Here is a 12873-nt window from a genome sequence, read left to right on the forward strand (position 1 = left end):
CTCTACATTTACGAAAAACATCATGTCTATGAAAAAGTCAATTCTATTGCTCGGGCTTCTTTGGGTCGTTAGCTTGTCCCAGTCACAGGCGCAGCAACAAACGCTGCCACCGCTGGTAAATGTTACAGGCGTAGGGGAAGTACACGTGCAGCCTACCGAGGTGGTGGTGAACCTGGGGGTAGAGACACGCCAGAACTCATTAGAGGCTGCCAGAAGTGAGACCGACAAAAAAGCGGCAGCCATCATCAATTACCTAAAAAAGCAGGGGGTAGATGAAAAAGATATTCAAACCTCTTATGTGACGCTGCAACCCATGTACAACGGGGCCGAGTACGGTAGAACGAGCCCTGATTTTTATCTGGCACAAAAAAATATGACAGTAAAAATAAAAAAACTGAACAAGTTCGATGAACTGATGGCGGGCATCTACAAAGTAGGTGTTAACCAGGTGCATGGGATTAATTTTCAGGTTGCAGATGTAGAAAAGCTAAAAACCGAGGCCCGGAAACGTGCTGTTGCTGATGCAAAACAAAAAGCCACCACACTTGCCACAGAACTGGAAGCACGCGTAGGGCGAGTTTACCAGATCAACGAGAGCGAAGGCGGGGGAGGTCCGAGGCCCATGTACAAAACCGTCATGATGGAGTCGGCCGCGTTCGACGGAAGCGGGGGACCTTCTATAGCGGGCGGGGAAGTAACAGTGACTTCTAACGTAAATGTTAGTTTTATTTTGGAAGACTAAAAGAGCAGGGGCGACCTATATATGGTAGGCGCCCCTGCTCTTTTTTATATATGGCTTCTTATTTATGGAATCTCTCCAGCACTTGGAATTGGTTCTTATCATCCAGCAGAAAGCTCAGCGGCATTGCTGGGTTACGCAGTATTTCCTGCTCCCTTATATCCCATGGCTTCAGCATTTCCTCCAGCATATGCGCATAGGCTTTCATGTCCCATGGGTTAAAGATCTCATTCCGGATGTCGTCGATCAGCGTGTCCAGCACAAGGCGGTCGTCATCAGGCTTCACGGGACGTATAAAATATTCTGGCACCACATTGAAGATATAAGCGGCATAGAAAACCCGTGCTTTAAATTCCGCCACCTGTATGGGATGCAGTTGCTGCCCACTTGTGAGGGCGTAAAGCTTAGCCATTGCCCGCCGGATAATGCCATTGTCTAAGAGCGTGCACACCATCACCACGGAACCTAACTTTATGCTGAAGGCCATACTTGTCAGCTCATCCTGGTACTCAAACGGTAATTCATCCTCTAACGCATTGACTTCGAGCAGGAACAGCGAGCAGGGTATGAAATCCGAAAACACCATCGGAACACGCAATGATTGCAGCACCTGGAAAAACGAGCCAAACCTGCCCAGCATTTTAGGGTCCTCGCTCACGGCATACTGTGGCTCCATGAACGGGTTCATCTCCTTGATCAGTTCGGTCACAAGGGTGCCGTAGTACATCTTCCCGACCCACTGAAACAGCTTCTGTTCCTCCAGCCCCTTAAGCCCGGCAATGCCCTGCGCAGCTGCCTGCTCCACTTCAGCCTCAAGAGGAAGTATATAATGCGTTTGGCAAAGGGCACAGCAGGGGATCGTTAAGTCACCGAAGGTGGCCACGCTCTTATCCAGTAGCAGCAGCTCTTTCTCCTTTAGATTATACTTTTGCTGCAGCCACTCCCCAAAAACGGGTGTACGCAGCGCCGGAGAAATAGCAGTGCCGCACAAAAAGCAGTTCGTTTCGGTGAACTGCATCCGCTCGAACGGATCGTATAGTGTCAGGTCAGACATGTTTAGGTGAAAAGTTTTCAGGCTGCAAAGATAGATAGCCGGGAAACGAGTTCCGAATGCATAGGCCTGTTAGGTAAAGTTGAAATTTATTATGAGTATATAGGGAGAAAGGTGTAATTTTAGTTTGCCTATGCCTGGAACACCTGTATATAGAAACTCATTTTTAATGTTGCTTAACCAGTTATGAGTGTTCAAGTTATAGTACAGGCTGCTGTATGAGGAGCAGTATATAGGGAGACAATGGAAGGAGTGTGGAGGAGCACAAAAATAACAGCAAGCCTGTAAGCCGGGTTCTGTTCCCGACGAATCGGGATCTTATCATTTATCTAGGCCTGCACTCGCGCGCAGGCTCCATCGACCTACCCACTGACATCGGACGAGCAGCCCTTAGCCCCGCCGAAACGAGGCGCTGCCAGCCTATTTGGTCTTTCAACTCCTAAGGTTTACCCAGCCGGACTGGTCACCCAGCCGCTGGTGCGCTCTTACCGCACCTTTTCACCCTTACCCCAAACGGATTCGGGGCGGTATTTTTCTGTGGCACTGGCTGTATCCCGATTACTCAGGACCCTTCCCGTTAGGAAGTAGGATGCTCTGCGTTGCCCGGACTTTCCTCTCCTCCTTGCGGAGCAGCGATAAGACGGCTTGCTGTTAAATTCTTTTGCTGCGTAAAGATACTATAAAACCCGCTGCTGTACATAAAAAGATAGAAAGCTTATAGGAGTTCCCTGAGGGTGCTGATGAGCAGGTTTATTTTACGCCTCTTTAAAATAAATGCTCTCCACCTGGAGTTAATCAACTATTCCAAGACTATATAACCAGTTAACGTTCAAGCAATACTTACTTCAGTTTCACCAAAGTGGCACCGTAGCCGAACTTCTCCTTGCGGGCATCTTCGAAAAACCTAATGCCGGCTGTGCGGCTCAGTACTTTCTGCAGCTCTTTCCGGAGGATGCCGTTACCAGCACCGTGTATAAACACAATCTCGTGCATGTTAGCGGCTATGGCGCGCTCGAGGCTGTCCTGAAATTTCTCTAACTGTATCTTCAGGATGGCGCTGTTGCTCAAGCCGCTATAATCATCTACCAGTTTTTCAATGTGAAGGTCAACCTCGTGCTCCGGCGCCTGCAGCTTAAAGCTCTCGTGCTGGGCTGTGGCGTTAATCAACTTCTCCGTGATCTTATCGGTGTCCACGGCTACAGGCTTTTGGTCAAGTTGAAAGAGGTAAGCCTCTTTATTAAGAACCGGTGCAGTTTTCTTACTCTTGTAGAACGAGTTTGCCCTGAACTGTACCCGCTTCGTAACCGGCTCGTACAGGGTGGGGCTTCCGTTGCGGTGCTGTATGAACTGCACGAGCATTCCGGGCCACTTCTCAAAATCCTTCAGGTGATAGTGCGTCACGACGCGTGTTGTCTTTGGCGTCAGGCGGTCGTTCTGCAACCCGCGGTATTTGCCTTCGCGCTCTTCGCCGGAAGTAAACAGCACATCGTAGTCAGAATTGTTGATGATCGTCACGGCCAGTAACTCCTCCGATTGATGCACCAGCGCCAGGTAGATGCCCTGTGCCGCAAACACGGGAGCGGCAGTCACTTTTTTAACGGCAGGTTGTATATCCTCGTCATCCTTCAGGTAGTTTGCCTCCTCCTTTGCAATAACCACCACCTCGCGGCGCGCCACCGGAATAGTGAAATCATTGTCAATGGCGACTTCTACAATGTTGTTATCTAAAATGCGGGTAATAATGCCTTCCTCACGGCCCGACATCAACCGCACGCGGTCTCCTACGTTCATGTTTTTGTTATTCGTATATTATTTCTGTTGATGTTAGCTTACGGGCGCCTACTGCCCGGAGCCAATCAAACAGCACCATGCAAAGGTACGGATTTAACCGGTCAGTGTCATGTATTCAGGTAGGTGGCCTGGGCCGGGCATATATAAATAAGCTTGCTTAGAAGTAAAGTGGGTGCAGCTTCAGGCCATCTATTTTGTTGTACTCCAGCGCCGGCGCCGGAATTTTGATGATGCTGAGTATATATAAAACCGTATTCAGCGCTTTGCTGCGTCCTTTGAAGTGCATCAGGTTCAGGTCAGGGCTGAGGTAGTACTGGCGGTGCGCGTAAAAACCGGCCGCTTCGTTTGCCGGCGTGTGGTTATAAACGAGTTCTTCCGCGCCATACCCGACCGCAAAATTCAGCCACTTGGGGTATTTACTCTCTGCTTTAATAAAGGCTCCTATATCCGCTGAAATCCAATACGTTTGCCCGTTGTAGTCTTTCAAAAGCTGCTCTTGAAAGTTGCTTCCCAGTGTATTCGGCCGGGCTTCGGCGAAACGAGTCTTGTGGAAGGAGAACTTGGGCATGAGGCGGATTTCGTGCCACGCCAGTTGCTGCCCCACCACCGCGGCGGCACCAGCCGTGTTTGCGATCAGGTCACTCACGGAGGCACCATACTGCGGCTGGTATCCATCAAATAGCTCAATGGGTGTTTGCAGCAGAATCCCCGTCAGGCCGCCGAGCAGGATGGCTTTTTGCTCGGGTACGCCTGCCCAGCGCAGCATATCGATTCCAGCGCGGCTTTGCTGAAAGGCTCCCCAGAAATGGCCTGCCTTGTCAACGTTCCGCCACTCGCGGGCATCGTTGAAGAAATGAAAGTCGGTCCGCTCCCCTGTATACCACGAATTGTTCAGCGACACCAGTACTGCAGTATAACCCACTGCAAACGTAGCCCCAGCCGCGATCAGACGAGGCTTACTGACAGAAGCAGTATCCGGCTGCGCCTGTGCAATTACAGTTCGTGAAAGCAGCAGCAGCAGCAGCAATATATATAGCACTGGTCGAAACATCAACCAAAGATACGGAATAAGGCTAATGCGAAGTAAGCAAAGTACGCAGGATGAACTGACTGTCTATAAAATTAACATATTTGCTGCTGCCTTTCACTTCAAGAATTACCTGTAAACTATGGGTTCAAACTATAGTTAATCACAAAGTTATATACCAAATGCTGTAATTGATTTCTTATAGGCTGCTATCGCTCTGTCTCTGGCACTGGCATGATTTACCATGGGCGGAGGATAGTTGGCCGTATTGAATTCCGGTAGCCAGCGCCTGATGTAGTGATAGTCTTTATCGAATTTTTTTACCTGGCTATCCGGGTTAAATACGCGAAAGTATGGCTGCGCATCAGCGCCTGTGCCGGCCGCCCATTGCCAGTTGCCCACATTGCTGGCCTGCTCATAATCCAGCAGCTTGTCAGCAAAATACGCTTCGCCCCAGCGCCAGTCAATCAGCAGGTCTTTTACCAGGAAGCTCGCCACCACCATACGCACCCTGTTATGCATAAAGCCGGTGCTGTTCAGCTCCCGCATACCAGCATCCACCAGGGGGAATCCTGTTTTGCCGTCGCACCACTTCTGGAATTCCTCCTCGTTGTTTAGCCAGGCGATGTGGCGGAACTTTGAGGCAAAGCTCTCCTGAGCAGAATGCGGGAAGTGATAGAGCAGTTGCATGAAAAACTCACGCCATATCAGCTCCTGCAGCCAGGTATCGTTGTGCTGCACGGCTAGTTGTACCGCCTGCCGTACACTGATGGTGCCGAAGCGCAGGTGCGGGCTCAGGCGCGAAGTGGCATCAAGAGCCGGAAGGTTGCGGTTTTCCTCATACCGCTGAAGCACATCTGCTGACAGCCTTGGGAGAGGCGTCTGTATTGTAGCTGGCTCAAAACCCATTTCCTGCAGGGAAGGGATAGGGCCTTCATGGTGCCTCATCAGCTGGTGCAGGTGTTGCTCCACAGGGTATGCCCGCGCCATAGATGCTTCAAAAGCTTTTTTCCAGGCATTCTTATAAGGGGTATATACCTTGTAGGGTGAGCTGCTTTTTGAAAGGATCTCACTTTCTTCGAACACCACCTGGTCCTTGTAGGATTTATATATAACCCCGTTCTCCTGCAGCATTTTCTGTACCTGCTCGTCGCGCTGGCGGGCATAGGGCTCGTAGTCGCGGTTGGTATAAACTTCCTCCACGTCATACGTCTCCAGCAGCTCCTGCATTACTTCAAGTGGTTTGCCATATTTGATTAACAGCGTGCTGCTATATACCTTCAGTTGGCAATGCAATTCTGTAATCGTGTTGTGGATGAAGGTGACGCGTGCATCATTTTGATCACTAAGCTTTTCGAGGATGTCAGAATCGAAGATGAAGAGCGGCAGTACGGGCTTTCCGCTTTTCAGGGCATGGAACAATCCAGCATTATCGTGCAGTCGCAGGTCGCGGCGGAACCAAAAGAGAACCATTTTGGGGAGTTAGGTATATATAATTTTAAAAAAGCCGGACAGCGCTCATGCCGCCGTCGATGTGAAGAACCTGGCCCGTCATCCAGGAGGATTCGTCAGAAAGCAGAAAAGCGGCAGCGGATGCCATGTCTTGTGGTTTACCGATGCGGCCCAACGGGTGGCGTTTGGACGAAGCTTCCGTCTTCTCCGGCGTGCTTAGCAGCGACTGGGCTAGGGGCGTGTCCGTCAGGGAAGGGGCTATGGCGTTAAAACGAATACCGCTTGCAGCATATTCAGCCGCCAATGACAACGTCAGTCCCTGCACAGCGGCTTTGGCCACGGCGATGGAAGCATGATATGGCATCCCCAATGTAACCGCCACGGTACTAAACAAAACCACACTGGCTCCGTCAGCCTGCTTCAGTTTTGGCATCACCGCCTGCAGCACCTGCACAGCACCCAGCACGTTTAATTCAAAGTCTTTTAGAAAATCGCTTATGCTGAGGCGCTCGAACGGTTTCAGTTTAATGCTTCCGGGGCAATAAACCAGCCCATGAAGCTCTTCGGGAAGTTCAGCCGCGAAGCTTTTTTCAAATTCTTGCACATCCAAAGGCAAGTGGGGAAGCCCAAGATCACCGATATCCGAGTTGAGATGGCGTGAAGCTACGATCACGTTTGCTCCTTTCCCTTTCAAAAATTTCGCTGTTTGCAAGCCAATGCCGGACGTACCGCCAACAATCAGTATATTTTTACTTTCCATTTTTTAGAAACAACCTTTCGTCTTCACTTTTGTTTCTACTTACATGCTTTGGCTTTAAAGTGGGTTATGATGACGATCCGACAGGATTTTTGTGTAAAGAAGAGGTTGCTGCCAAATTGGATTTGATTATTTGCGATGATTTAACTGTCTTTGTAGAATTTTTAAACCTTTAGCCTTGCATCCTACGCTTCTGGCTGCCCTTGAAGCACCTCCGAGTATAATTGGATCAATTGAAAGTCGAAATTCATGTTTATAGCCTTAAGTACCTTTACAGTAGCCAATGATATGGCTCCCCAGATAAAAGAAGCCTTCATCAACAGGCCGCATCTTGTTGATAATGCCCCGGGTTTTATCCGGATGCAGGTGCTGAGCCCGCAGGAAAACCCGAATGAGATCTGGATGATGACCTATTGGTCGGACGAGGCGAGCTACACGGTGTGGTACAAAAACCATATGCAGGAGTCGCACCAGAATGTGCCGAAAGGGGTGAGGCTGGTCCCGCACAGCACGAAAGTGCGCTTTTTTGAGCAGATCTGTGAATAATCAGGAAGTAATCGCCAGCACATGGGCAGCAGCTTTCTCTTCGTGCTGCGGCTTATGCAGGCTTGTGCAGGTGCTAATCATTCGTGCATTTTTATATATACAATCTCCAAAAAACCACGCACCTGTGGTTTTTTGGAGATTGCTTTAGCGGGTCTTATTACGGCGCAGAACTTCTGTAAATAGAGTTGCCTCAGAAAAAATGTAGAGCCTAGATTAGAAGGAGGGATGCGTTCCAGTGAAGGTATAAGCTAATACCCCAACCAAAATAAGATGGGCAAACTGTATTTTGGAATTCTGTCAGCTATATATAACTCGCCCTTCCAAGGGAATTATATATAGCTACCAGGGCTAACAAGCGCCTTTATATACCCTGAAATCATACAAACCACAACTTTTTCCGGTCTGGAAAGTTTTAGATATAAGACTTGGAAATATGCTGCATGCATACTATTTTTGATTAAGCCATACGAGTGAGACCGGTAGCAGATCAGTCATCCTCATAATCAAGGCCCATCATCTTGTTATATGCCTGCTGTAGCTCCGAAAATGCGTGCATGTTACCTTCCTGGCGGCTGATCTTCATGCCTTTTTTATATATCTGCTCCGCCATATCGTTCTGCCCTGTTTCCTCGTACAGTTTAGCGGCGTGGTAGTAGGTGCCAACGTAGTTCTCATGCTCGGCCAGTAGTTTCTCGTAATAAGCACGCGCCTTTTCCTGGTCTGCCTGGCGGTATTCCGTGGCGATGGCGTATAAGAGGAAAGGGTCATTCGGGTCGTCTTCCAGAAACCTGAAGAGCTGTTCCAGTCTGCTTTCGTTCATTTCGAATTGGCTATATTTTAATTAACTTCGCACAAATCTAAAATTTTAAAAGCTAACATTTCTAACCATGAAAATATTAGTTTGCATTAGTAACGTACCAGATACCACAGCTAAGATAAATTTCACGGCTGATAACAAGGCGTTGGACAAAAACGGCGTGCAGTTCGTGATTAATCCCTGGGATGAATACGCCTTGACGAGGGCCATTGAACTGAAAGAGGCAAAGGGCGGCACAGTAACAGTACTAAACGTGGGGGAGGCTGACACGGAGCCCAACATCCGCAAGGCGCTTGCCATCGGGGCGGACGACGCCATACGCGTCAACACCTTCCCAAAGGATTCCTTCTTCGTGGCGCAGCAGATTGCTGCCGTGGCCAAAGAAAACAACTATGATGTGATCCTGATGGGCAAAGAGTCCATCGACTACAACGGTTCGCAGGTGCACAACATGGTGGGTGAGCTGTTGGGAATACCCTCTGTGGTGCCGGCTTTCAAACTGGACATGGTGGATGATCAAACGGCTCGCCTGGAGCGGGAGATAGAAGGCGGAAAGGAAATTGTGGAGGTAAAGCTGCCCTTTATCGCCAGTGCACAGCAGCCTATGTCTGAACCCCGTATCCCGAACATGCGCGGCATCATGACGGCGCGGACCAAGCCGCTGAAAGTAGTAGAGCCAGTAGCCGCAGATGTGAAAGCCGACTATGTGACTTACAGCAAGCCCGAGAAAAAAAGCGGTGTGAAAATGATCGCCCCTGAAAATGCAGGGGAATTAATTACATTATTGAGAAACGAAGCTAAAGTACTATAAGATATGTCTGTATTAGTATTTGTAGAAGGCCTTAACGGGGAGATCAAAAAATCTTCGTTAGAGTCGGCCACCTACGGAAGTCAGGTGGCACAGAAGTTAGGCACAACGGCCACGGCCGTCGCCATCGGTGAGGTGCACGAAGAGGCGCTGACCAGGCTGGGGGAGCAGGGGATAAGCAAAGTGCTCTATGATGGGGATTCCCGCCTGAACCAGTTTGTGGCCGATGCCTACGTGAAAGTGATCGCCAAGGCGGTGGGGCAGGAGAGCGCTAAGGTACTGGTATTCTCCAACTCAAATATCGGGGCTGCCATCGGGGCTAAGCTGGCTGTGCGCCTGAACGGCTCGCTGGCGACAAACGTAACGGCCCTTCCCAAAATCGACGGGGGGAGCTTTGTGGTCACGCGCGGTGTATTTTCAGGCAAAGCCTTTGCTGATGTGGCGCTCACCGCCGACCTGAAAATTATCGCCATCAAAAAAAATTCCATTGATATATCAACTAGCGGCGGCACTGCAACCGTACAGAGTATTTCTGCTGATCTGACGGATGCAGACTTTGCCGAGGTGCCAAAGGAAACGGTGATGCAGGAGACGGACGGTGTGCTGCTGCCGGAGGCCGCGATTGTGGTATCGGGTGGCCGCGGCATGAAAGGCCCTGAGAACTGGCACCTTATAGAGGACCTGGCCAGTGCGCTGGGGGCTGCCACTGCCTGTTCCAAGCCTGTTTCTGACATGGACTGGAGGCCGCATCACGAGCACGTCGGCCAGACGGGAATCACAGTGAGCCCAAATTTATATATAGCGGTCGGTATTTCTGGCGCTATACAACATCTTGCTGGGGTTAACTCTTCTAAAGTGATTGTCGTTATTAATAAGGATCCTGAAGCGCCGTTCTTCAAAGCCGCGGATTATGGCATCGTGGGCGACGCGTTTGAGGTAGTACCGAAACTAATAGAAGCTGCCAGAGCTTTAGACAAATAGATTAAAGAAAACTGTGGAGAAAATTCAGTTAGAGATACTTGGTCTTTCATCAAGCCAGTCTCAGACAGGCTCATTTGCGCTTGTACTCGGGGAAAGAGATGGAAACAGAAGATTACCTATCATCATTGGCATGTTCGAGGCGCAATCTATTGCTATACAGATTGAGAAGATTAACCCGAACCGGCCGTTGACGCACGACTTGTTTAAAACATTTGCGGAGCAGGTGGACGTTACCATCACAGAGATCCTGATATCGGACCTGAAGGAAGGCGTATTCTACTCCAAGATCATGTGCACAGACGGCACCAAGGATTTTGAATTGGATTCAAGGCCATCTGACGCCATCGCCATCGGACTGCGTTTCGGCGTGCCGATTTACACCGTAGAAAGTGTTTTGTCGGAGGCGGGCATTATCCTGAGTGACTTGGAGGAGGAAGAGGAAGATTCAGATGAAATGGCAGTGAAGAGCACTTCCCCATCTGCTTCATCCAGTGCTAAAGAGCCGCTAAATCAAACCTCTGTGGATGAGCTCAATAAGATGCTGAACGAGGCGCTGGAAAAAGAGGATTATGAGCGGGCCGCCAAAATCAGGGATGAGTTGAACAAGCGTAATTAGACTGAAGCTCCAGAAGACATAGGAAGTCCTGCGCCGTAGAGGTGCGGGACTTTTTGTTTTATAAGATATAAAAATTACTTTTGGCAAATTTTTCCCCTCAGCATGTACGATATTTTAAGAGGAGTAATAGGCTTGCTTCTCCTGTTGACTATTGCCTTCTTGTTCTCAAAAAACAAAAAACTCATTGATTGGAAGCTGGTTGGCTTCGGCGTATTCCTGCAGGTGCTATTCGGTGTATTGGTCACGCAGGTGCCTCTGGTGGCTGATGGTTTTGCTGTTGTAAGCAGGGGCTTTGTTACTTTTCTTGATTTTTCGCAGGCTGGCGCTCAGTTTCTGTTCGGTAACCTGGCGAACCCCTCGAACAACGGTGGCTTAGGATACATCTTCGCTTTCTCCGTTCTTCCTACCATTATTTTCTTCTCCACGGTTTCATCCGGTCTTTATTACCTGGGCATCTTGCAGAAGATCGTGTTCGGTATTGCCTGGGTTATGTCGAAAGGGATGCGCTTGTCAGGCGCAGAAAGCCTTTCTGCTGCAGGCAATATCTTTTTAGGTCAGACGGAGGCCCCGCTGCTGGTGCGTCCGTTCATCAGCCGCATGACACGCTCAGAACTGATGTGCCTGATGACAGGCGGCATGGCTACGCTGGCAGGCGGCGTGCTGGCTGCCTATGTAGCCTTCCTGGGAGGCGACGATCCGGCCCAGAAAGCCGTGTTCGCAGCACACCTTCTCACGGCCTCGATCATGAATGCGCCGGCGGGAATCGTACTGGCTAAAATACTGGTACCCGAGAACGAACCGGAGAAAATAACGACACGGCTTGAGCTAAACGAGGAGCAACTGGGCGTAAACCTGGTAGATGCCTTATCGCGGGGGGCTGCCGACGGGCTGAAGCTGGCTGCGAATGTTGGCGGTATGCTATTGGCTTTTATTGCAGTCATTGCACTCCTCAATTACCTGCTCACGGATCTGATAGGAGTATGGACCGGATTGAACCAATGGGTGGTCGCTACCACAAACGGCAGCTTTGAAGGCTTCTCGCTACAATATATCCTGGGGCAGATTTTCAGGGTATTTGCCTTTATCATGGGGGTGCCGTGGGGCGATACGCTGCTGGTGGGGAGTTTGCTGGGCCAAAAGACAGCAATCAATGAGTTTGTGGCTTACCTCGACCTGGCAGAAATGAAAGCTGCCGGAGCTTTGTCGCCGAAGGCTATTGTGATGGCCACCTATGCCCTTTGCGGATTCTCCAACTTCAGTTCCATTGCAATTCAGATCGGTGGCATCGGAAGCATGGCGCCGAGCCAGCAAGGGAACTTGTCCAGGTTGGGTTTCCTCGCCTTGCTGGGTGCTTCTTTAGCGTGTATGATGACAGCCACTGTAGCTGGTATGCTGTTTGAAATATAAACGCTTATTTCATCAATCCCGGTAAAGCATATATGGCCCGGCTGTTACAGCCGGGCCATATATGCTTTACCGGGAACAAGCTGCGGCTTAGGAGGAGTGGTGGCTGCCTTCTTCTCCCTCTTCTACCTTTTTTGCATCCCGCATCAGGCGATTGGCGAAAATGAATTCGTTCAGTTCGGGGACTTCGGTTTCCATGATGTTGTCACGGGTTCCTTCCCAAAGTTTCTTACCCTTATACAGGAACATGATGTTGTCGCCAATCTCAATCACCGAATTCATATCGTGCGTAACGATGATGGTGGTGGTATTGAATTCCTCGGTGATCTCCTTTATCAGTTCATCGATTTTAAGCGCCGTGAGCGGGTCAAGGCCAGAGTTAGGCTCATCACAGAACAAATAAGTACATTCTGGTGCGATGGCGCGGGCAATACCTACCCTCTTTTTCATGCCACCACTGATCTCAGAAGGCATTTTCTTATTTGAGTTTTCGAGGCCTACCCGCTTCAGGCAAAAGTTTACCCGGTCAAGACGTTCGCTCTTGGGCATGTCGGGCGTCAGCATCTTCAATGGAAAAGCAACATTCTCTTCCACGTTCATGGAGTCAAAAAGTGCGGAACTCTGGAAAAGCATGCCTATTTTCCGCCGGATCTCCTGCCGGATGCCCAGCTTGTTATTGGTGAAGTAGGTGCCATCGAAGGTTACGCTGCCGATATCCGGCTTTACCAGGCCCACAATGCATTTTAGCAGCACACTTTTTCCTGTTCCGCTGGCACCCAGCAGCAGGTTTGTTTTGCCTGTCTCAAACACACCGCTGATGCCATCCAGCACCTTTAGGTCACCAAATGATTTATGTATGTTGTGTATCTCTATCATAAGAAAAG

Annotated in this window: 13 protein-coding genes and 1 other RNA gene; 6 read left to right on the forward strand and 8 right to left on the reverse strand. The window is 49.7% G+C overall.

The window, feature by feature from the left end:
• Positions 1 to 28 precede the first annotated feature (28 nt).
• On the forward strand, positions 29 to 742 hold the full coding sequence (locus ABD920_RS08910) for an SIMPL domain-containing protein (RefSeq protein ID WP_345158393.1): 714 nt from the start codon (positions 29 to 31) through the stop codon (positions 740 to 742).
• A 58-nt stretch (positions 743 to 800) separates the two neighbouring features.
• On the opposite strand, the gene ABD920_RS08915 is transcribed toward ABD920_RS08910, so the two are convergent.
• From ABD920_RS08915 to ABD920_RS08940, 6 genes are all read right to left on the reverse strand, one after another.
• On the reverse strand, positions 801 to 1793 hold the full coding sequence (locus ABD920_RS08915; protein ID WP_345158395.1) for a hypothetical protein: 993 nt from the start codon (positions 1791 to 1793) through the stop codon (positions 801 to 803).
• A 266-nt stretch (positions 1794 to 2059) separates the two neighbouring features.
• Positions 2060 to 2442: RNase P RNA component class A (gene rnpB, locus ABD920_RS08920), an RNA gene on the reverse strand.
• A gap of 188 nt (positions 2443 to 2630) precedes the next feature.
• Positions 2631 to 3581 (reverse strand): Smr/MutS family protein, encoded by a 951-nt coding sequence (locus ABD920_RS08925; protein ID WP_345158396.1) that lies wholly within the window; start codon positions 3579 to 3581, stop codon positions 2631 to 2633.
• A 157-nt stretch (positions 3582 to 3738) separates the two neighbouring features.
• The gene (locus ABD920_RS08930; RefSeq protein WP_345158398.1) at positions 3739 to 4632 is read right to left on the reverse strand and encodes a DUF2279 domain-containing protein; all 894 of its coding nucleotides are present in this window, start codon (positions 4630 to 4632) and stop codon (positions 3739 to 3741) included.
• A 147-nt stretch (positions 4633 to 4779) separates the two neighbouring features.
• A complete protein-coding gene (locus ABD920_RS08935) occupies positions 4780 to 6081 on the reverse strand; it encodes a cryptochrome/photolyase family protein (protein WP_345158399.1) in 1302 nt (433 codons plus the stop codon).
• Between the two features lie 25 nt (positions 6082 to 6106).
• Positions 6107 to 6820, reverse strand: a complete 714-nt coding sequence (locus ABD920_RS08940) for an SDR family NAD(P)-dependent oxidoreductase (RefSeq protein ID WP_345158401.1) — start codon at positions 6818 to 6820, stop codon at positions 6107 to 6109.
• A 246-nt stretch (positions 6821 to 7066) separates the two neighbouring features.
• Between ABD920_RS08940 and ABD920_RS08945 the strand changes: the two genes are divergently transcribed.
• On the forward strand, positions 7067 to 7363 hold the full coding sequence (locus ABD920_RS08945; RefSeq protein WP_345158403.1) for an antibiotic biosynthesis monooxygenase family protein: 297 nt from the start codon (positions 7067 to 7069) through the stop codon (positions 7361 to 7363).
• Positions 7364 to 7850: 487 nt separating this feature from the next.
• Here the strand turns inward: ABD920_RS08945 and ABD920_RS08950 are convergent, their stop codons facing one another.
• Entirely contained in the window at positions 7851 to 8183 is a 333-nt protein-coding gene (locus tag ABD920_RS08950) for a tetratricopeptide repeat protein (RefSeq protein WP_345158404.1), read from the reverse strand.
• Between the two features lie 67 nt (positions 8184 to 8250).
• Here ABD920_RS08950 and ABD920_RS08955 point away from each other — a divergent pair, with 67 nt between their 5' ends.
• From ABD920_RS08955 to ABD920_RS08970, 4 genes are all read left to right on the forward strand, one after another.
• Positions 8251 to 8991, forward strand: a complete 741-nt coding sequence (locus ABD920_RS08955) for an electron transfer flavoprotein subunit beta/FixA family protein (RefSeq protein ID WP_345158406.1) — start codon at positions 8251 to 8253, stop codon at positions 8989 to 8991.
• 3 nt (positions 8992 to 8994) lie between these two features.
• Positions 8995 to 9969 (forward strand): electron transfer flavoprotein subunit alpha/FixB family protein, encoded by a 975-nt coding sequence (locus ABD920_RS08960; RefSeq protein WP_345158407.1) that lies wholly within the window; start codon positions 8995 to 8997, stop codon positions 9967 to 9969.
• 13 nt (positions 9970 to 9982) lie between these two features.
• A complete protein-coding gene (locus ABD920_RS08965; protein ID WP_345158409.1) occupies positions 9983 to 10585 on the forward strand; it encodes a bifunctional nuclease family protein in 603 nt (200 codons plus the stop codon).
• 102 nt (positions 10586 to 10687) lie between these two features.
• Positions 10688 to 11992, forward strand: a complete 1305-nt coding sequence (locus ABD920_RS08970) for a NupC/NupG family nucleoside CNT transporter (protein WP_345158410.1) — start codon at positions 10688 to 10690, stop codon at positions 11990 to 11992.
• An 87-nt stretch (positions 11993 to 12079) separates the two neighbouring features.
• Here ABD920_RS08970 and ABD920_RS08975 read toward each other — a convergent pair whose 3' ends face one another.
• Complete coding sequence (locus tag ABD920_RS08975; protein ID WP_345158412.1) at positions 12080 to 12865, reverse strand: ABC transporter ATP-binding protein; 786 nt, start codon at positions 12863 to 12865, stop codon at positions 12080 to 12082.
• Positions 12866 to 12873: the final 8 nt, after the last annotated feature.

It is taken from the genome of Pontibacter saemangeumensis, assembly GCF_039541895.1.
Lineage (GTDB): Bacteria > Bacteroidota > Bacteroidia > Cytophagales > Hymenobacteraceae > Pontibacter > Pontibacter saemangeumensis.